This window comes from Sphingomonas sp. PAMC 26617 (assembly GCF_000242835.1).
Classification (GTDB): Bacteria; Pseudomonadota; Alphaproteobacteria; order Sphingomonadales; family Sphingomonadaceae; genus Sphingomonas.
Genome location: NZ_JH594425.1, coordinates 1,987,836 through 2,007,860, shown reverse-complemented (window position 1 = coordinate 2,007,860; position 20,025 = coordinate 1,987,836). Strand labels below are relative to the sequence as shown.

At 68.0% G+C, this 20,025-nt stretch carries 17 protein-coding genes; 6 read left to right on the top strand and 11 right to left on the bottom strand.

All coding sequences use genetic code 11. The annotated features are described in order from the left end of the window. Positions 1-63: 63 nt before the first annotated feature. From RH91_RS08890 to RH91_RS08870, 5 genes are all read right to left on the bottom strand, one after another. Positions 64-768, bottom strand: a complete 705-nt coding sequence (locus tag RH91_RS08890) for a RibD family protein (protein ID WP_010162340.1) — start codon at positions 766-768, stop codon at positions 64-66. A 92-nt stretch (positions 769-860) separates the two neighbouring features. Continuing rightward, positions 861-1,586 (bottom strand): DsbA family protein, encoded by a 726-nt coding sequence (locus tag RH91_RS08885; protein ID WP_010162339.1) that lies wholly within the window; start codon positions 1,584-1,586, stop codon positions 861-863. Continuing rightward, positions 1,586-2,941 carry a M48 family metalloprotease gene (locus RH91_RS08880; protein ID WP_010162338.1) on the bottom strand — a complete coding sequence of 452 codons (1,356 nt, stop codon included), beginning with the start codon at positions 2,939-2,941 and terminating at the stop codon, positions 1,586-1,588. Before RH91_RS08880 ends, RH91_RS08885 begins: the two co-directional genes overlap by 1 nt. A 121-nt stretch (positions 2,942-3,062) precedes the next feature. After that, positions 3,063-4,121 carry an AI-2E family transporter gene (locus tag RH91_RS08875; RefSeq protein WP_010162337.1) on the bottom strand — a complete coding sequence of 353 codons (1,059 nt, stop codon included), beginning with the start codon at positions 4,119-4,121 and terminating at the stop codon, positions 3,063-3,065. Positions 4,122-4,449: 328 nt separating this feature from the next. After that, the gene (locus RH91_RS08870) at positions 4,450-7,377 is read right to left on the bottom strand and encodes a ribonuclease E/G (RefSeq protein ID WP_029623722.1); all 2,928 of its coding nucleotides are present in this window, start codon (positions 7,375-7,377) and stop codon (positions 4,450-4,452) included. A 492-nt stretch (positions 7,378-7,869) separates the two neighbouring features. On the opposite strand from RH91_RS08870, the gene RH91_RS08865 reads away from it, so the two are divergent. The 4 genes from RH91_RS08865 to RH91_RS08850 all read left to right on the top strand — a co-directional run bounded on the left by RH91_RS08865 (position 7,870) and on the right by RH91_RS08850 (position 13,584). Beyond that, positions 7,870-8,850 carry an N-acetylmuramoyl-L-alanine amidase family protein gene (locus tag RH91_RS08865; RefSeq protein ID WP_010162334.1) on the top strand — a complete coding sequence of 327 codons (981 nt, stop codon included), beginning with the start codon at positions 7,870-7,872 and terminating at the stop codon, positions 8,848-8,850. 72 nt (positions 8,851-8,922) lie between these two features. Next, positions 8,923-11,454, top strand: a complete 2,532-nt coding sequence (locus tag RH91_RS08860; RefSeq protein WP_010162333.1) for a penicillin-binding protein 1A — start codon at positions 8,923-8,925, stop codon at positions 11,452-11,454. Between the two features lie 136 nt (positions 11,455-11,590). Next, positions 11,591-12,718, top strand: a complete 1,128-nt coding sequence (gene prfB / locus RH91_RS08855; protein WP_029623721.1) for a peptide chain release factor 2 — start codon at positions 11,591-11,593, stop codon at positions 12,716-12,718. Between the two features lie 134 nt (positions 12,719-12,852). Continuing rightward, positions 12,853-13,584 carry a methyltransferase domain-containing protein gene (locus RH91_RS08850; RefSeq protein ID WP_051116681.1) on the top strand — a complete coding sequence of 244 codons (732 nt, stop codon included), beginning with the start codon at positions 12,853-12,855 and terminating at the stop codon, positions 13,582-13,584. 5 nt (positions 13,585-13,589) lie between these two features. Here the strand turns inward: RH91_RS08850 and RH91_RS08845 are convergent, their stop codons facing one another. Then, positions 13,590-13,994, bottom strand: coding sequence for a JAB domain-containing protein (locus tag RH91_RS08845; protein WP_010162330.1), 405 nt, complete (start codon positions 13,992-13,994; stop codon positions 13,590-13,592). Between the two features lie 115 nt (positions 13,995-14,109). Here RH91_RS08845 and RH91_RS08840 point away from each other — a divergent pair, with 115 nt between their 5' ends. Then, the gene (locus RH91_RS08840; protein WP_010162329.1) at positions 14,110-15,006 is read left to right on the top strand and encodes a thymidylate synthase; all 897 of its coding nucleotides are present in this window, start codon (positions 14,110-14,112) and stop codon (positions 15,004-15,006) included. 98 nt (positions 15,007-15,104) lie between these two features. Then, positions 15,105-15,653, top strand: a complete 549-nt coding sequence (locus RH91_RS08835) for a c-type cytochrome (RefSeq protein WP_232283445.1) — start codon at positions 15,105-15,107, stop codon at positions 15,651-15,653. A 147-nt stretch (positions 15,654-15,800) separates the two neighbouring features. Here the strand turns inward: RH91_RS08835 and RH91_RS08830 are convergent, their stop codons facing one another. The 5 genes from RH91_RS08830 to chlG are packed head-to-tail and all read right to left on the bottom strand — an operon-like array spanning position 15,801 to position 19,996. After that, positions 15,801-16,013: a hypothetical protein gene (locus RH91_RS08830; RefSeq protein WP_010162327.1), complete on the bottom strand. Its 213-nt coding sequence runs from the start codon at positions 16,011-16,013 to the stop codon at positions 15,801-15,803. 56 nt (positions 16,014-16,069) lie between these two features. Then, on the bottom strand, positions 16,070-16,573 hold the full coding sequence (locus RH91_RS08825) for a TspO/MBR family protein (protein ID WP_010162326.1): 504 nt from the start codon (positions 16,571-16,573) through the stop codon (positions 16,070-16,072). After that, entirely contained in the window at positions 16,570-17,754 is a 1,185-nt protein-coding gene (locus RH91_RS08820) for a geranylgeranyl diphosphate reductase (RefSeq protein ID WP_010162325.1), read from the bottom strand. Before RH91_RS08820 ends, RH91_RS08825 begins: the two co-directional genes overlap by 4 nt. Beyond that, positions 17,751-19,082, bottom strand: a complete 1,332-nt coding sequence (locus tag RH91_RS08815) for a BCD family MFS transporter (RefSeq protein ID WP_010162324.1) — start codon at positions 19,080-19,082, stop codon at positions 17,751-17,753. The genes RH91_RS08820 and RH91_RS08815 overlap by 4 nt, the downstream gene beginning before the upstream one ends. Further along, on the bottom strand, positions 19,079-19,996 hold the full coding sequence (chlG, locus tag RH91_RS08810) for a chlorophyll synthase ChlG (protein WP_010162323.1): 918 nt from the start codon (positions 19,994-19,996) through the stop codon (positions 19,079-19,081). Before chlG ends, RH91_RS08815 begins: the two co-directional genes overlap by 4 nt. Between the last annotated feature and the right edge of the window lie 29 nt (positions 19,997-20,025).

Here is a 20,025-nt window from a genome sequence, read left to right as displayed (position 1 = left end):
GTTACCTCCACCATAGCTCTTGGGCCCCGGCCTGCGCCGGGGAGGTGTACGGATAGGGACCGTTCAGGCCGCCGTTACCGCGTAGCGGAGGTGGACGACGCCATGCGCCAGTCGCTCGCAGCCGGTCAGCGAGAGCGTAACCTTGCCCTTCAGCCCGTCATCGAACTTGACGATGCTTTCCGCCCCGGCACCGCCGTCGAGCGCGGGTGTCACCACGACGCTCAGTTCGTCGACCAGCCCCGCGGCAAGGAACGTCCCGTTGATCCCGCCCCCGCCTTCGAGGAGCAGCGTCTCGATCCCGAAAGCGCGCTTCAGCGTAGCGAGCGCGGCGGGAAGAGCGATCTCGGCCCCGCCGGATACGACATAGGAAACCCCGCTTGCCGCGAGTTCGGCCAGATGCGCGTCGCTAACGTCCCCGCCCAGCAGCACGACGACATGATCGCCGCCGACGTCGCCCGCGCCGAAATGCAGCTTCGCCGAACGATCGACCGTCACCGCGTAGCTTTGCGCGGCCGTGTTCGCGATGTGGACCGGGCGTTCGACCGTTGCGTCCGCAGGTGCGGTCGCAGGGTCGCCCTTCGCCATTTCCGCCATCGTCACGCGGCCGACGATCCAGCCGTCCGCATCCATGTCGTCGTGGAGCTGCTCGTAGAGCGCGGTCCAGTCCTTGGAGGTTCCGTCAGGGCTCGTCGTATAGCGGCTCGGGTGTAGGCCACCGTCGAGCGAGGACGTCATGTGGCAGATGATTTTCGGGCGGTCGGTGGGCATGAGGCGTCTCGCACTGGAGGATGGTCCCCCAACGCCGCACGCCGCCTCCGGTTCACGCCCACCGTCCCCACCGGCGGACGGCCGGTCCGGCGTTATTTCGCCGCGCGCGCCGCCGCGACCGCCTTCTGCAGGGCGTCGAGCGTCAGCGCCGAAGATACGACGGTGTTACCGATCACCCAGCTCGGCGTGCCGGTCAGCCCCAATTGCCGCGCAACACCCATGTTGGACGCGATCTCGGCCTCGGCCTGCGGGGTGAACGCAGCCGCCTTGGCGAGGTCGACGCCCGCCGTCCGTGCCGACGCCGCAATCGTCGCGCCCGACACCGGGCCCGCCGCGTAGAGCGCGTCGTGGAACGGCTTGAACTTGCCCTGCTGCGCCGCTGCGAGGCTCATCCGCGCGGCATCGACACTCGCATCGCTCAACACGGGGAATTCGCGGAACACGATGCGGAGCTTCGGGTCGCTCTTGAGCAGCGCCGCGATCGTCGGCAGGCTGGCGCGGCAATAGCCGCAATTATAGTCGTAATATTCGACCAGCGTGACGTCGGGGTTGGCACTCCCCTGCCACGCGCTGCCGAACGGCTTGAGGATCGCGTCGCGGTTCGCCGAAATCACGTCGGCGTGCGCGCGGTCGCGCAGCGCGTCCATCGCCTGCGGGATGATCTCGGGGTGCGCGAGCAGGTAATCGTGGACGACCTGTTCGGTCCGCGCCGCGTCCGGAGCGCTCGCGGGGATCAGCCGTTCGGCCGCCCAGAACAGCGCCGCGCCGAGAATGGCGGCGACGAACGCCACCGCGAAGGAACCTGCATAAGGGCGCATCAGCGTCTTTTCTTATATTTCTTGGGGTTGTCGGACATTTCGTTCTGGGCGGCCAACGCAATGTCCTGCGCGCGGATCCAGTCGGTCGAATTGGGCGGCAAGCCCTGCATCGCGCCGCGCGCACTATAGGCGGCGGTTCGCTGGTCGCCGGTCAGGCTCGCCTGCTCGGCGGTCGCGAGCAGCGCACGGGTCTGATCGCCCGACGCCTCATAGACCGTGCCGAGCTGATACCAGGCGAAGGGGTTGTCGTCGTCGCGCGCGACCGACTGGCGCAAAACCTTGATCGCCTCGGGGTAATTCGCCTTGTCCTCGGTCGCGATCAGCGCGTGGCCGAAGGTGGTCGCGATCAGCGGGCTGTTGCGCGACAGGTCGGTCGCCTCGCGCAGCGGTGCCAGCGCCGCGACCGGCTTGCCCGCCTCGAGCAGGATCTGCCCCTGGATCTCGAGGAAATACGGGTCGTGCGGGGCGGCCTTGATCAGCGCGGTCGCCTCGGCATCCGCCTTTTCGGGATAGCCTGATTTGTGCCATGCATAGGCCCGCGCATAATGCGCGTAGACGCTCTGATCCTGCTCGGGATAGGTGTTGAGCGTCGCCTTGGGGTCGGCGACATAGCCCATCAGCTTGGCCTTGACCCGCTTGAACCGCTCCTCGAGGCCGGGGTCGGGCCTGGTGTTGTAGGCAGGCGAGGCCTGGACGTCGGCGGTCAGGTTGGCGATGCGCTCGCCGGACAGCGGATGGCTTTGCGCGAACGGGTCGATGTTGTTGAGCCCATAGGCATATTCCTCGTTCTGCAGCTTCTTGAAGAAGGTCAGCATGCCCTTCCCCGAAACGCCGGACTCGCGCAGGAACTTGGCACCCGTCGCATCCGCGGTCGATTCCTGGACGCGGGTGTAGGCGAGGAACTTGCCCTGCGCGGCGCTGGTGCCCGCCGACAGGATGCCTGCCCCCGCCTCGGGCGCGCCCGCCGCGATCGCCGCGACGCCAAGCACCATGCTCAGGATCGAGATTCCCATCGCGGGGCGCGCACCGCCGTCCATCAGCACGACATGCCCGTCGGCGACGTGGCCGAGCTCGTGCGCGATCACGCCCTGGACCTGGTTGGCATTGTCGGCGGCCTGGATCAGCCCCGAATGGACATAGATCGTCTGCCCGCCCGCGGTGAAGGCGTTGATCGAATCGTCGTTGATGAGGACGACTTTGACCGCCGCGGGCGACAGGCCCGCCGCCTTGATCAGCGGCAGCGACATGTCGTTGAACATCGCCTCGGTCTCGGCATCGCGCAGGATCGATTGCGCGACCGCGGGTTGCGCCACGAGCAGGAGGGAGGCCGCGAGTCCCGCGATGTACCGCTTCATGCTTCTCCTATCCCCGAGTTTGCGCGGGCGGGCAACCATGGCGGCGATGGACGGGCGCGGCTGAATGGCGGGTGAAGACCGGGGGATTGCGTACCGAAGCCCCGCGGCGATCCACCCAACCTCAGGGTCCGGGATCAGCCTGCGATGGCGACCTCGCCGACTCCTCGGCAGCGCGTGTCCCCAGCCGCTTTTCGGTGAGGATGCCCCATCCGGTCAGGAACAGCGCGCCGACGATCGGACCGACGACGATCCCGCTCAAGCCGACCAGTTCGATCCCGCCCAGCGTCGTCACCAGCACGAGCCAGTCCGGGATGCCGGTGTCGCGCCCGACCAGCATCGGTCTCAGGATGTTGTCGGCGAGGCCGATCACCAGCACGCCCGACGCAATGACCACGCCCGCCTGCCAGATCGCCCCGGTCGCGAACAGGTAGATCGCGACCGGCCCCCAGATGATCGCGGGACCGATCGCGGGCAGCAACGCCGCGATCGCCATCAGCACGCCCCACAGCAAGGCCGCCGGCAGCCCGACGATCCAGAAGGTGACCGCGCCGAGCGCCCCCTGAACCAACGCCACGACGACCGACCCCTTGATCGTCGCGCGCGCGACCGTCACGAACTTGTTCGCCAGGCGCGTCGCCACGCGGTGTTCGAGCGGCAGCGCGCCGACCACCGCCGGACCAAGCCGCGCGCCGTCGCGCAGCAGGAAGAACGTGACGTAGAGACCGACGCCGAACGCCAGCACGAACGCCGCGGCATTCGCGCCGATCGAAAACGCGCGCCGCGCCAGCATGCTCGCGCTGTTGCTGATCGCCTCGGAAAGTTGCGCCTGCGCCCGCTCGAAGCTGCCGAAACCGCTATTGTCGAGCAGCTGCTGGAGCCGTTGCGGCAAGGCGTCGTGGACCTGCTCGAAATACGACGCGACATTGATCTGCCCCGATCGGAACTGGCCGTACACGCCGGCGGCCTGATCGACGACCATGCTGCCCACGATCAGCGCGGGGATGATCACCGCAACCGTGATCACCAGCAACGTGACCAGCGCGGCGCGGTTGCGCCGCCCGGGCCAGTGCGCAAGCAGCCGCTGGAACAACGGCTGGAACAGGATCGCAGCCAGCGTCGACCAGAGGAGCGCGCCCATGAAGGTGGTGACGACCAGACCCAGTCCGATGGTGATCAGCACGAGGAAGACGATCAGTCCTCCGTTTTCGATGCGCTGCCGTTCGATAGCGATTGTTTGATCCTTTATCTGACGAAGACCGACACGGTGAACCGAGCACCGACTCGGGTCGTTGCGGGGCTGAAACTCTCAAATGTCGAGATTGCTCCGTGCGAAACGAAGCGGCGTCTGACGCCGGATTATGAGGGGTGGTTGGTGCGCGATGTCGGGCGGACTGGCCGCATCGGCGCGGGGCAGCGATGCTGCATCGGTCGGAGAGCGGCGTGTGGCCGCTGATCGGTCTTGAGGAACCCGCGTCCCCCGGCGACATGCCAGGGGACGCGGATCGGGGTTACGCGCCGAAGGTGCGCTGCCACCAGCCGCGGCGCGGGGTGCCCGCCTCGCCCGGATCGGGATCGATCGCGGTCGGCGCGGGGGCCGGGGCCTCGCGCTCGCTGACGGGTTCGGCCGCGGGCTCGGCTGCCGGGGCAGGCGCGATCGCCGGGGCCGGTTCGACCGCTGCGACCGGCGCGATGGCCGGGCTGCTGTCCGCAACCGGCGCCTCGGCCGCACCATCGGCCTTCGCCTTGGGGCGACGCGTGCGCTTGGGCTTGGCGGGCGCTTCCTCGGCAACCGGCGCGACCGGAGCTTCGACGGCCGCTTCCGCAGGAGCCTCGGCGACCGCAGGCTTCTTGGTGCGACGGCGCTTGGGCTTGGCGTCTGCCTCCGCGTCGACGGCGGGGGCCTCGACCACCGGGGTCTCGGCGACCGGCGCTTCGACGACGGCAGCCTTGGCCGCCGGCTTGGCGGCGGTCTCGGGCTTGCGCGCCTTCGGGCGACGACGCCCCTTCTTGGGGGCCTCCTCCTCGACCGCGGCGTCGGCCGGGGCTTCCGCCTCGGTCAGCGCGACCATCGTCTCGACGTCGACTGCGGGCAGGTCCGCAACCGGCTCGACCGGCTGTGCTTCGCCGACTGCGTCGTCCGTGGACGGCGCGATGCCAGCCTGATCGACACCGGCCTGATCGGCAGAGGTCTGTTCGCCCTCGGCGCGACGACCACCACGACGACCGCGACGACCGCGGCGGCGCTTGCCGCCCTCGCCCGCTGCCGCATCGCCTTCGGCGCTCGCTGCGCTATCGTCGCCATCGGACTCAATCGCGACGTCGGCACCGAGCAACTCTGCGACATCGGACGCTTCCGCCACCCCGTCGCCGCGCTCCTCGTCGGTGTCCGCCAGCATTTCGCCGTCGATCTCGCCCTCGGACGAACCCTCGACCTCGCCTTCACCCTCGGGACGGTTGCGACCGCGACGCCCGCGACGGCGGCGACGACGGCGCGAGCCGCTGTCATCATCGCCCGCACGCTCGGCGCGTTCCGGACGCTCGCGCGGCTCGCGGACGGCCTTGGGCTCATCCTCTTCCCCGATCGCGTCCTCGATCTCTTCCTCTTCCTCCTCGATGAAATCTTCCTCGATTTCCTCGATCGGCGCGTCGAAGCGCGGCGTGTAGGCGGGCGGCGGTCCGGAGACCTCGACCGACATGCGCGCGCCTTCCTGCTCGCCGTCGGGCGAGACTTCGATCATCACGCCGTAACGCTCTTCGATCTCCGCGAGTTCGCCCCGCTTGCGGTTGAGCAGGTAGAACGCCGCTTCCTGGCTCGCGCGCAGCAGCAACTGCGATCCGCGACCCTGCGCGGCTTCGTCCTCGAGCAGACGCAGTGCCGAGAGGCCCGACGACGAGGCGGTGCGGACGAAGCCCGAACCTTCGCAATGCGGGCACGGCCGGGTCGATGCCTCGAGCACGCCGGTGCGGAGCCGCTGGCGGCTCATTTCCATCAGCCCGAACGACGAAATGCGGCCGATCTGGATCCGCGCGCGATCGTTCTTGAGCGCTTCCTTCATCGCCTTCTCGACCTTGCGGACGTTCGAGCCGTTATCCATGTCGATGAAGTCGATCACGACGAGACCCGCCATGTCGCGCAGCCGCAACTGGCGCGCGATTTCGGCGGCAGCCTCGAGGTTGGTCGCGGTCGCGGTCTGCTCGATCGAATGCTCGCGGGTCGAGCGGCCCGAGTTGATGTCGATCGACACCAAAGCCTCGGTCGGGTTGATGACCAGATAGCCGCCCGACTTGAGCTGGACCACCGGGTGATACATTGCGGAAAGCTGCTCCTCGACGCCCGCGCGCTGGAACAGCGGCACGGGGTCGCTGTAATGCTTCACCTTGCGCGCATGGCTCGGCATCAGCAGCCGCATGAAATCCTTGGCGTGCTGATAGCCTTCGGTGCCCTCGACGATGACCTCGTCGATCTCGCGATTGTAGATGTCGCGGATCGCGCGCTTCATCAGGTCGCTGTCGCCGTAAACGAGCGCGGGCGCGGAGGACGACAGCGTCGTCTCGCGGATCCCGTCCCACAGCCGGGCGAGATAATCGAAGTCGCGCTTGATTTCCTGCCGCGTGCGCTGGAGGCCAGCGGTCCGCACGATGCAGCCCATCGACGGCGGCAGCTTCATGTCCGCCATGATCGACTTCAAGCGCTTGCGATCGCCCGCGTTCGAAATCTTGCGGCTGATCCCGCCGCCATGCGACGTGTTAGGCATCAGCACGCAATAGCGCCCCGCCAGCGACAGATAGCTGGTCAGTGCGGCGCCCTTGTTGCCGCGTTCTTCCTTTACGACCTGGACGAGCAGAACCTGCCGACGGCGGATGACGTCCTGGATCTTGTAGCGATGGCGCAGGTTGGTGCGACGCTCGCGCAGATCGTCTGCGGCATCGTCCGATGCCGAGCGCTTGCGGCGGCGACGGCCACGGCCCTCGCCGGGGTTCTCGCCCTCGGACGCGACTTCACGGTCGGGGATATTCTCGTCCGACTCATGCCCGCCATCGTCGTCGTAGCGCTCGATCGCTTCCTCGTCGGACTCGAACCCCTCGTCGTCGCCCTCGAGATCGTCCTCGGCGTCCTGCTGGGCGCGCAACGCAGCTTCTTCAGCGGCGTGCTCGGCCTCTTCGCGCAGGAGCGCGTCGCGATCTTCCTTGGGGATCTGATAGTAATCGGGGTGGATTTCGCTGAAAGCGAGGAAGCCGTGGCGGTTGCCGCCGTAATCGATGAACGCGGCCTGGAGCGACGGCTCGACGCGCGTCACCTTGGCCAGATAGATATTTCCCTTGAGCTGCTTGCGCTCAGCGGATTCGAAATCAAACTCTTCGATCCGGTTTCCCTTGACGACAGCAACGCGGGTCTCTTCCCGGTGCCGTGCGTCGATCAGCATACGCGTGGTCATGTAATTGTCTCCGGACGCGCGGCCGGCTGCGCCATGGCGCTGGCCGCGCGAAATAAAGGTACGCGGAGCGAGGGGCGGTCACGCCGCCTTGTTCGCTCGCGCGGTGGGTTGCAAAAAATGCCTCTGCTCGCCCTGCACGCCCGGCCTTCCGGCCCTGGGCATCCCGCGCAGTCGCGTTCCCGCCGGTCGGAACCGGGGGAAACGAGAAACGGGATTCATGCTTCATGCGAACGTCAACCTGGATAGGCCGCGCCCAGGAACGCCGGGGCGGCCGAGTGGACCTGTCGCCTCCATAACCTGGATAACGAACAGATGCTTGTTGTTGCCTAGCACCGACCCGCGTGCGCAGCAACCGGCACGTTTCGGAAGCGGATCCGGCAATTCCATGACGACAGGACATGGTAACCTTCTTGCGCTATGGGTGACGCAGAGGATTGGACGATCAGGGGAAAGGTGCGCGTGCTGTCGGGTTTGAGGAGGTTTCTCGCCGCATTGCCGTGCAACCCCAAGCTGTTGCTCTGGCCGGAAGACCGCGACGCCGATCGCCGGACTCGGGACCGTTCCGAGAGCCGCAGTGCTTTTCTGCCCGTCGCGCTGTCGGTCGGTGCCTGCATGCTATCCGCGCCGGTCGGAGCTGCACCGTTCGACCGTGTCGCGCGCGGAGAGCAGGCGAAGGTCGCGCAGTCTGATCCACCCCACGCGCGCCGCTATACGCTCGCGGTCCCCGTCCCCCCGGCGCCCCGGCGCGGGCGGTTGCCGCGAATCTACGGCGAGGATGCGCGGCGTCCGCTGGTCGTGATCGATGCAGGGCATGGCGGGGTCGACCCCGGCGCGATCTCGCCGGTCGACGGGCGGCGCGAGAAGGACGTGACGCTCAGGATCGCCCAGGCGATCCGCGACGAACTCGTCCGCGGCGGGCGCGTCCGTGTCGCCTTGACCCGCGAGGACGACCGCTTCCTGATCCTCCGTGAGCGCTATGGCATCGCGCGGCGGCTCGGCGGCGACCTGTTCATTTCGATCCATTGCGACAGCGTCGGCGCCGGGTCCGCCACCGGCGCGTCGGTCTACACGCTGTCCGAAGTCGCCTCGGACAAGGAGTCCGCCCGGCTCGCGGCGCGCGAGAACAAGGCGGACGTTATCGCCGGCGTCAATCTCGCCGCGACCAATGCCGACATCTCCTCGATCCTGATCGACCTTACCCAGCGCGAGACGATGAACGCCTCCGCCGGGTTCGCGCGGCTGCTCGGCCGCGAGGCGCGCGAGCTCGTGCCGCTCAAGCCCAACTTTCACCGCATGGCGTCGCTGATGGTGCTCAAGGCACCCGACATGCCCTCGGTCCTGTTCGAGACGGGCTATATCTCTAACCCGGTCGACGCCGCGTTCATCGATAGCGACGACGGCCGTCGCCGCATCGCGCAAAGCGTCGAACGCGCGGTCGAGGTGCATTTCGCGCGGCGGATGGCGACCCGGTAAGCCGCGGGGAACGCGCGCGTGCGGCAAAGGCGGCTGGCAACCCTCGCGAAAGTTGCTAGAGCCTCGTCGCTTATGGCCGAGCCCGACTCCACCGTGACATTCCGTATTCGTCGGGAAGACGGTGGCTCCGCAGGCGTCCTGCGCCGCACATGGGGCCGCTGGTGGGTCAAGACGCTCGCGGTGCTGGCGCTGCTCGGCGCGGTCCTGGGGGGGATCGGCTGGTACGTCTTCGCCTCCGACCTGCCCTCGGTCGACAAGCTGCGCACCTATGAGCCGCCGCTGCCGACCAACGTCCGCGGGGTCGATGGCACTCCGGTCTATACCTATGCGCGCGAACGCCGGGTCGAGCTGAGCTACGACGAATATCCCCCGATGCTGGTCCGCGCGTTCCTTGCCGCGGAGGACAAGTCGTTCTTCGAGCATCACGGGGTCGACTATCTCGGGGTCGTCAATGCCGCGGTCACCAACATCCGTACCGGGCGCCGCCCGGCGGGCGCGTCGACGATCACGCAGCAGGTCGCCAAGAACCTGCTGATTGGCAATGCGCCCAATTACAGCCGCAAGATCAAGGAAGCGATCCTCGCCTACCGGATCGAGGGCACGCTGACCAAGAAGCAGATCCTCGAGCTGTACCTCAACCAGATCGCGCTCGGGCGGAACGCGTTCGGCGTCGCGGCGGCGAGCTACGCCTATTTCGGCAAGGACCTCAATCAGCTCGACCTCGCGCAGATGGCGTACTTGGCGATCCTGCCCAAGGGCCCGTCCAACTACGACCCGGTCCGCCACACGCAGCGCGCGATCGACCGCCGCGCCTATGTGCTGCGCGAGATGCTCAAGAACGGGTTCATTACCCAGGCTCAGCACGACAGCGCGATGGCCGAACCGCTCGGCACCGTCCCGCGCCAGACTCCCAAGCGCGAGACCGCGGGCGCGGGCTATTTCGTCGAGGCGGTCCGCCGCCAGCTGATGGACAAGTTCGGCGAGGATGCGATGACCGGGCCGTACAGCGTCTATGCGGGCGGCCTGTGGGTGCGCACGTCGCTCGACCCCAAGATGCAGGATTATGCGCAGACCGCGCTGCGCGAGGGCCTGCTCCGGTTCGACCGCGGGCGCGGCTGGTCCGGCCCGCTCGGGCATGCCAAGATCGACGGCGATGCGTGGCAGGCGGCGTTCCTCAACAAGAATATCGGGCTGGATTACGACGACTGGCGCGCCGCGATCGTGATCGGTCTCGACACCGGCGGCGCGACGCTCGGCTTCGCCACTGGCGAGACCGGCGCGATGCCACGCTCCGCCGCGCAGACACCGGTTCGCGGCGGGGGTGGCACGGCTTACGGTGCGCTCAAGGTCGGCGACATCATCGCGGTCGCGCCCGAAGGCGGCAGTTTCGCGTTGCGCTCGGTCCCCAAGATCTCGGGCGCGTTCGTCGTCGAGGAGCCGCAGACGGGCCGCGTGCTCGCGATGCAGGGCGGGTTCGACTCGCGGCTCCAGGCGTTCAACCGCGCGACGCAGGCGCAGCGCCAGCCGGGCTCGACGATCAAGCCGATCGTCTATGCCGCCGCGCTCGAGGGCGGGATGACGCCTGCCTCGATCATCGTCGACGGGCCGTTCTGCGTTTATCAGGGCGCGCGGCTCGGGCAGAAGTGCTTCCGCAACTTCGGCAACATGCGCGGTGCGGGGCCGCACACGATGCGCTGGGGCGTCGAGCAGTCGCGCAACCTGATGACGGTCCGCACCGCCGCGACCACCGGCATGCCGCGGATCGTATCGCTGATGGACCGGATCGGCGTCGGCAAATATCCGCCTTACCTTTCCTATGCGCTCGGCGCGGGCGAGACGACGGTGTCGCGGATGGTCAACGCTTATGCGATCCTCGCCAACCAGGGGCAGTCGCATCCCGCGTCGCTGGTCGACTTCGTCCAGGACCGGCACGGCAAGGTGATCTGGCCCGAGAACTGGCGCGCATGCGACCGCTGCAACGCGCCCGACTGGAACGGCAAGGCGATGCCGCGCCCGGTCGTCCGCGGAAAACAGATCGTCAGCGCGATGAGCGCGTACCAGATGATCCACATCGCCGAGGGCGTGATCCAGCGCGGCACCGCGACCGTGCTGCGCGATCTCGACCGGCCGATGTTCGGCAAGACCGGGACCAATTCGGGCCCGACCGACGTGTGGTTCATCGGCGGCACGCCGCAGATGATCGGCGGTTTGTACATCGGCTACGACCAGCCGCATTCGCTCGGTGGGGCGGCGCAAGGCGGCACCGTCGCCGCGCCGATCTTCAAGGCGTTTGCGGTCAAGGCGTATGAAGGTTTCCCCAAGATCCCGTTCCGCGCGCCCGCCGGGATCCGGATGGTGCGGATCGATCGTGGCAGCGGGCGTCCGGTGTTCGGCGCATGGCCGACCGACGACCCCAAGGCGCCCGTCATCTGGGAAGCGTTCAAGCCCGAGAGCGAACCGCGCCGCGTGATCCATCGCGACGCGACCGTGCCGGACCCTGCCGCCGCCGCTGCGGCTGCCGACCGGGCGCGGGCTGCGGCCGAGACGCAGAAGGACACGCGCCGCGACAGCGATTTCTTGCAAAGACAGGGTGGTATTTACTAGCACCACCCCCGCCCCATATACGTCATCCCCGTGCAGGCGGGGATCCATACCCCCGCAGGTCGAAGATACTTGGCGAGATGATGGGTTCCCGCCCCCCGCGGGAACGACGAAACGATGTTTTCTGGAAGGTTTCCTCATGCGCGCTGAAGCGCAGGCTCATATCGATTCGATCAAGGACGCGCTCGCGCTGCTCCGCCGCTTCCTCGACTGGGACCGCGCGTTGCGTCGGCTCGACGAGCTCAACGCGCGCGTCGAGGACCAGGCCTTGTGGAACGACCCCAAGGCCGCGCAGGCGGTTATGCGCGAACGGCGTCGTCTCGATGAGGCGATCACCGCGACGCGGGCGATCGAGAGCGAACTCAACGATACCGCAGAGCTGATCGAAATGGCCGAAGCCGAGGGCGATACCGAGATGGAGAGCGAGGGCGTTGCCGCGCTCGCCGATCTCGCGCGCCGGGCGGACACCGACAAGGTCAAGGCGCTGCTCGCGGGCGAAGCCGACGGCAACGACACGTATATCGAGGTCAACGCCGGCGCGGGCGGGACCGAGAGCCAGGACTGGGCGGGGATGCTCAGCCGGATGTATTCGCGCTGGGGCGAACGCCACGGGTTGAAGGTCGAGCTGATCGACCAGCATTCGGGCGAACAGGCCGGAATCAAGTCCGCGACGCTGCTGCTCAAGGGCGAGAACGCCTACGGCTATGCCAAGACCGAGAGCGGCGTGCATCGCCTCGTCCGCATCAGCCCGTATGACAGCGCCGCGCGCCGCCACACCTCGTTCGCGAGCGTGTGGGTCTATCCGGTCGTCGATGACAATATCGAGGTCGAGTATAACGAGAGCGACCTGCGGATCGACACCTACCGTGCGTCGGGCGCGGGCGGGCAGCACATCAACACGACCGATTCGGCGGTGCGCATCACGCACATCCCGACCGGGATCGTCGTCCAGTGCCAGAACCAGCGGTCGCAGCACAAGAACAAGGCCGAGGCGTACAACCAGCTCCGCGCGCGTCTCTACGAACGCGAGCTCGCGATCCGCGAAGCCGCGGCCAATGCCGAGAATGCGGGCAAGACCGACATCGGCTGGGGCCACCAGATCCGCTCGTACGTGCTGCAGCCGTATCAGATGGTGAAGGACCTGCGCACCGGCGTCACCTCGTCGAGCCCGTCCGACGTGCTCGACGGCGATCTCGATGCGTTCATGGCGGCGGCGCTGTCGCAACGCGTGACGGGCGAGACGGTCGAGGTCGAGGACGTCGAATAGTGGGGGACGAGCAAACGGCTATCCCGGTCAGTGCCTCCCCGGCGAAGGCCGGGGCCCAATGGCGATGGCCGAAACAGGGACGCGCCGCGCACGACTATCGCGCGTTGCGCGCTTGGACCCCGGCCTTCGCCGGGGTGGTTCGCGGTCGCAGATCGATCCGCCGCGTCACGCTGACCGCGTTCCTGCTCGTCTCCGCGTGCGACGGCGGCCCCGCGCGAGTCCCCGACCGGACTGAAAAAGCCGGCCCCTTCCCCGCCCCCGATCGCCCGGTCGCCCCCGTCGTCTCGTCGCGCTGGTCGACCGAGGAAGAACGCGACCGGCTCAACGAAGCGGGCGAAGTCATGGCCAAGGCCGGGATCAGGCGCGGGATGACCGTCGCCGACATCGGCGCGGGCGAAGGGTATTATACGATCCGCCTCGCCGCACGCGTCGGCAAGGACGGCCGCGTGCTGGCGGAGGACATCATCCCCGCGGTCCGCGATACGCTCGCCCTGCGCGTCGCACGCGAGCGGCTCGAGTCGGTGAGCGTGCGGCTCGGCGCGCCCAACGATCCCAAGCTGCCCGACGCGAGTTTCGACCGCGTGGTGATGGTCCACATGTACCATGAGATCGAGCAGCCCTACGAATTCCTGTGGCAGATGCGCCCGTCGCTGCGCCCCGACGGGCTGGTCGTCGTGGTCGATGCCGACCGCGCGACGCAGAACCACGGCACCCCGCCGGCGTTGCTCAAGTGCGAGTTCGCCGCGGTCGGTTATGTCCAGGTCGGCACGTACGACATGCCCTCGGCGGGCGGCTATCTCGCGACCTTCCGCCCGCAGGGCCCGCGCCCCGAGCCGGGCGCGATCAAGCCGTGCCGGATCTCCTGACCGCGCTATAGCAGCCCGCGTGCGCGGAAACTGTCGCGCCGTTCGCGCGCGAGCACGACATGCTCGACCAGCCGCACCCCGATCGCCTCGAGCGTCCGCGCGATCCGCCGGGTGAGCGCATAATCCGCGCGGCTTGGCGTCGGATCGCCGCTTGGATGGTTGTGCGCCATCGCGACCGCCACCGCATCGAACGCGATCACGTCCGCCACCACGTCGCGCAGCGATACCGTCAGCGCATCGACCGCCCCGCTCGACACGCACCGCACCCCGAGAACCCTCCATTCCGGATCAAGATAGGCAAAGATTGCAACCTCCTGCGCGGCATCGGCGATCGATGCGAAGTGCAGCCCGATCGATTCGAGGGCGCTGGCTTCGGACGACCTCGGAAAAGACGGCGGGATACGGGCCATTGCCACCGGTCGCGCATCCGCGGGCGGCAACCCAGCCGAGCTGCATCCGAAACGGCGTTGCCGCTGCCCGCGTGTTTCGCCATTAGCCCCTCTCGCGACGCGGTGGAGGAATGGCATGGCACGCTCGGAACATCAGTATCTCGATCTGCTCGCGCGCGTCCTCGACAAGGGCGATCCGCGGATGGACCGGACCGGAGTCGGCACCAAATCGCTGTTCGGCGAGCTTTTGCGGTTCGACCTCAGCGGCGGGCAGGTGCCGATCCTCACCACCAAGCGGGTGTACTGGAAGACCGCGGTCAAGGAGATGCTGTGGTTCCTGACCGGCAAGACCAACATCCGTGACCTGTTGCGCGAGAACGTCCATATCTGGAGCGACTGGCCGCACGCCCGCTATCAACGCGAGACGGGCGCCGATCTTTCGCAGGCCGAATTCGAGACGCGCGTTCTCGAAGACGATGCGTTCGCGCAGGCGTGGGGGGATCTCGGCCCGGTCTACGGCAAGCAGTGGCGGCGCTGGGTCGATTCGTCGGGGACCGAGCACGACCAGATCGCGACACTCGTCGAGACGTTGAAGACGAACCCGTCCAGCCGCCGGATGCTGTTTCATGCGTGGAACGTCGGCGAGCTCGACCAGATGGCACTGCCGCCCTGCCACATGGTCTACCAGTTTCACGTCAACAGCCGTAACGAGCTCAACTGCCTGATCTTCCAGCGGTCATGCGACCTCTTCCTGGGGGCGCCGTTCAATTTTACCGGCGGTGCCGCGCTCCTCGTGATGCTCGCGCAGCAGGCCGGACTGACGCCGGGCGAGCTCGTGTGGGTGGGCGGCGACGTCCATGTCTATCTGAACCATCAGGCACAGGTCCGCGAACAGATCGCGCGCGCTCCCGCCGCCTTCCCTACGCTCAGGCTGCTTCGCAAGCCCGACTCGATCGACGGCTATCGTATCGAGGATTTCGACGTGTCGGACTATGCGCCGCATCCGCCGATTCAGGGCGACGTGGCGGTTTAAAGCACACCGCGCGCTGTCAATAATTCTGGACAGCCGTGCTTCGATCGTGTGAGATATCGACCTGGGAGAAGCCGGAACGGACCAACAGGAGCAGGAACATGAAAGCACGATCGACGATGTCTTTTGGGCGGGTGGGCCTTGCCCTCGCCTGCAGCGCCTTGATGCTGACCGCGTGTGGGAAGAAAGCCGAAACCGAAACCAGCAGCACGACGACGACGACCACCACCGCCAGCAACGCAACGGACACCGCCGCCGCTGCCCCAGCCAGCGCACCGGCCGCTGCCAAGGTCGCCGCCGACAATGTCGACACGGTCGCGGGCGTGAAATTCGCCGCCTTCACCGGGGACGCCAAGAAGGGCGAAGCGGACTTCATCACCTGCAAGACCTGCCACGCGATCGAGGCCGGCGTGAACAAGATCGGGCCATCGCTCCACGCGGTCGTCGGTCGCGCAGCGGGGAGCATTGCGGGCTACAGCTATTCCGCCGCGAACAAGAACAGCGGGATCACCTGGAGCGAGGAAAAGCTGTTCCAATATCTCGAAAACCCGCAGCGAGTCGTGCCCGGCACCAAGATGAGCTTCGCCGGCTGGCCGACCGACCCGCAGAAACGCGCCGACGTCATCGCCTATCTCAAGGCCAATTCGTAAGGCGACGACGGGCGGCGCTTCGCAGCATTTTGCGTCGTCGCCGCCCGCGTTCATCGCCGGATCGGTCCTTCTCCCGTTCGGATCATCCGCTGTCGAGCAACCGGCGCCGTGCCGGCCTCTCGACACGGATCGAAACGAACGGGAGACCTATTTCGCCCGCCCGGGACCCTTGCGCATAAGATCGGCGAGATGCGCGGGGAATGACGCGGCCAGGGCAAGCGCGATCCACCACCACACCGCCCCCGTCAGCGCAGCGCGCAACGCCAGCATCATCAACGCGCCCGGGAGCAAGCGCAGCGCCGCATCGCGTGTGGACCAGCCGCTGCGTCGTGTCAGAATGGCGAATTCCAGCAGCAGCACCGCAAGGATCAGGTCGACCGCATGCCCCTGCGCGAACAGCCAGGTCGGGATCGTCGTCAGCCGAACGGTCCGTTGAGGCGAACGATCATCATCGTCAGATAGCCCGCATAGGTCACCCAGGCGAGATAGGGGAGCAACAGCCACCCCGCGATCGTCGAGCGCGGCCACACCACCACGATCCACAACGCGATCGCGACCCACCAGCCTATCGCCGCCAGCGCGGCCCAGTCCGGGCGGTGGAACCGGAAGACCATCAGGCTCCACACGATGTTGAGGAAGCCGTTGAGCGCGAACAGCCCGACCATCCATTCCGCGCCCGACTGGTCGGGCATCGCGCGCCACCCCGTCACCGCGGCCAGCGCGGTGACCAGGTAGATCGCGGTCCACGCCAGACCGTAGCGCGATTCGGACAGCGCCCAATCCGGCTGGGCGAGACCGCGATACCAGGGATCGAAGGTGGTGATCGTCGACCCCATCGCGGTAACCCCGATTGCCGCGACCGCCGCCATCGCGATCGGCAACCCCCACGACCGGTGGAGCACGGGCGCGCGCATCTTCATGCCGGGGCCATCCCGAACAGATGCCGCAGATCCTTGAGGAAGATGCGGACATGCGCGATCGGCTTGGCGCGGACCAGCCGCTTGTTCATATACGCGTCCCACGTCAGCCGCTGGACGTCGGGATCCTCGCAGATCTTGACGAAGCGTTCGCGCCGCTTGTCGCTCGAATACCAGAAATATTGCATGATCCCGAGGATCCAGAATACGCGCCCGTGCGCGCGCAGGAAGCGCTTGCGCGCCAGCCCGAGCGCGGACGCCTTGCCCGTCACGAGGAAGGCGGCAACCGCCTCGGCGGCATGGCGCCCCCCTGTCATCGCGTAATAGATCCCCTCGCCCGAGGCCGGCGCAACGACTCCGGCGGCGTCGCCCGCGACCACTACGTCGCGGCCATTGTCCCACCGCTTGAGCGGCTTGAGCGGGATCGGCGCGCCTTCGCGGCGGATCGTCGCGCAGCCGTCGAGCCCGGTCTGCGCGCGCAGCGCGGCGACCGAATCCCGCAACGCGAGCCCCTTGCGCGCGCTGCCCACGCCGATGCTCGCGGTGTCGCCATGTGGAAACACCCAGGCGTAGAAATCGGGGGAGTGTTTGCCCTGATAGAAGACGTCGCAGCGCGCGCGATCGAAATCGGCGCCGCCCTCGGGGGGCGAGGCAATGATCTCGTGATAAGCGAAGACATAGCGCATCTTGTCCGCGCCCTTGAGTTCGCTCCGCGCAACGCCCGAGCGCGCGCCGTCCGCGCCGATCACCGCGCGCGCGGTCACGCGCTGTTCGGGGCCACCGCGGTCGCTGCGATAGACCACCACCGCAGTCCCCGCTGCATCGCGCTCGATCCGTTCGAACGTCCCCGTCCGCCGTTCCGCCCCCGCCAGCGCGGCGCGCGCGCGGAGCCATTCGTCGAACGTCTCGCGGTCGACCAGCCCGACGAACCCGTCGCCGACCGGCATGTCGACCGCCTTGGCGGAGGGCGCGACCATTCGCGCCATCGTCGCCTTGCCGACCAGCAGATGATCGGGAATCGCGAAGTCCGCGATCGCGCGCGGGGGAATCGCGCCGCCGCACGGCTTGATCCGTCCGGACCGGTCGAGCAGCAGGACGCTGTGCCCGGCGCGCGCGAGATCGGTCGCGGCGGTCGCGCCGGACGGCCCTCCACCGACGACGATGCAATCGAAAGCAGCAGTCATAGCGTGACCTCCCGACCAAAATGTTCCGCCTGCGGTTGCGCGCGCAGCGCCAGTGCGGCGGCGCAGAGGAACAGCAGCGCCTCCAGCGCAAAGACGAGCATGAAGCTCTCGGGTACCGACCCCGTCGCGCCGCGCATGCCGTCGACCGCGACCGCGCCGCCGAGCCCGCCCAGCCCGAACGCGATCGCCTGCGCGGCGCCCCACACCCCCATTCGCAACCCGGCGTCCGCGCCCGGGGCCGCACCGGTCCCGCCCCCGGCAAGCGCCATCATCGCGCCGATTGCCGAGACCGCGAAGATGCCATTGGCGAAACCGAGCGCGAAGATGTTCGCCAGCACCGGCCAGCCCGGCCCGACCAGCGCCGCGAGCGCAAGCCCGGCCAGCGCGACCGCCGAGCCGACGCATCCACCGAAGATCCAGTGACGCAGCCCGGTGGCGGACTGCGCCCCGAACGCACTGCCCGCAAGCCCGGCCAGGATCATCCCCAGCAACACGCCACCATGCTGGACGCTCGACACCTGCGTCGATTGGCCCGGCGTCAGCCCGAAGCGCAGACCGGTAAACGGCTCGAGGATGAGATCCTGCATCGAATAGGCCAGCATCGACAGAAAGACGAACACCGTGAACCGGCGCATGTCGCGGTCCGCCCAGATCGCGCCCAGCGCGACGCGAAACTGCGGAGCCGGCGCGCGCGCGCGATCCACCGGTGCCGCCGCGCCCCGCTCGATTCCCCAGATCCCGAGCGTTGCGACGAGGAACGCCACCCCCGCCACCCCCGCGACGACCGCGACCAGCCGGACGAACGAGAACGGGTCGACCAGCGCGCCCGCCACCGCCGCCGACACTGCGATGCCGAACACCATCATGATCCACGTCACCGCCGCCGCCGCCGCTCGGCGCGCCGGCGCGACTCGCGTGGCGAGCAACGCGAGCAGCGACGTCCCCGCCGCACCGACTCCGGCACCGATCGCCGCGAAGGCGACGACCGCCAGCGCATAGCCCCACACGCTGCCCCCCGCGATGATGCCGAGCGCCCAGGTCGCCGCCAACGCGCCACCCGCCAGCAGCGCCATCCCGCCGATGATCCACGGAGTCCGGCGGTTGCCGCGGTCCGAACCGTGTCCCCATGCCGGGCGCGAGAGCTGGACCGCATAATGCCATGCGACCAGCCCCGCCGGCACAGCGGCGGGAAGCGCATATTCGACCACCATCACGCGGTTGAGCAGCGACGTCGCCAGCATCACGATCGCTCCGATCGCGCTTTGCACCAGCCCGAGCCGGACGATCCCGAGCCAGCCCAGTGGTTCGTCGACCGGCGCGCGGTTCATAGCCCCAGCACCCTGCCGAGCCCGAAGGCCGAGGCGAGCATGCCGAGCACATACAGGCTCGTCCCCGTCGCATTGTACCACGGGGTCTGCCGCAGCGGATCGCGCAGCAGCCGCGGCATCAGCGCGAGCTGCCCTAGGAGCAACGCCGCGACCAGACCCGCGACCAGTGCATGCCCCCAGGTCGCGAGCAACCCGACGACGACGACCTGTGGAACCGCCATCACCACGCAGGCGATCCGCGCGGCGGGACCGACCCCGAGCGTCGCCGGGAGCGAGCGGATCCCCATCGCGCGGTCTCCGGCGACCGCCTTGAAGTCGTTGAGCGTCATGATCCCGAACGCGCCCGCGCTGTAGAGCGCGAGGATCGCGAGCACGCGCCCCGGCGGCAAGGCGCCCGCCATTACGCTCGCGCCGGTAAACCAGGTCAGCCCTTCATAGGTCAACGCGACCGCGCCCGGCCCCCAGATCCCGCTGATCTTGAGGCGGAACGGCGGCGCGCTATAGGCCCAGGCGAAGACGAGGCCGACCGCGGTCGCGACCAGCACCCAGACCCCCGTCACCGTTGCGACACCAAGCGCCAGCACGGTCCCGAACATCGCGATCCACAATCCCCAATGTCCGCCGATCCGCCCCGACGGGATCGGGCGGCCGGGTTCGTTGATCGCATCGACGTGCCGGTCGAACCAGTCGTTGACCGCCTGACTCGTCCCGCACACCAGCGGCCCGACCAGCAATACGCCTGCGATCAGAAACGGCCAGCGGCTCGCCACGGGAATGCCCGACGATACGACGCCGCACAGGAACGCCCAGATCGGCGGGAACCACGTGATCGGCTTGAGGAGTTCCGCAACGTCACGCAGCCGCGGGACGGGAATGGATGCCAGCGGATGAGTCGTCGCGCGTGCCATGTCCATACGCTATTATGGACATGGCCAACCGTCAA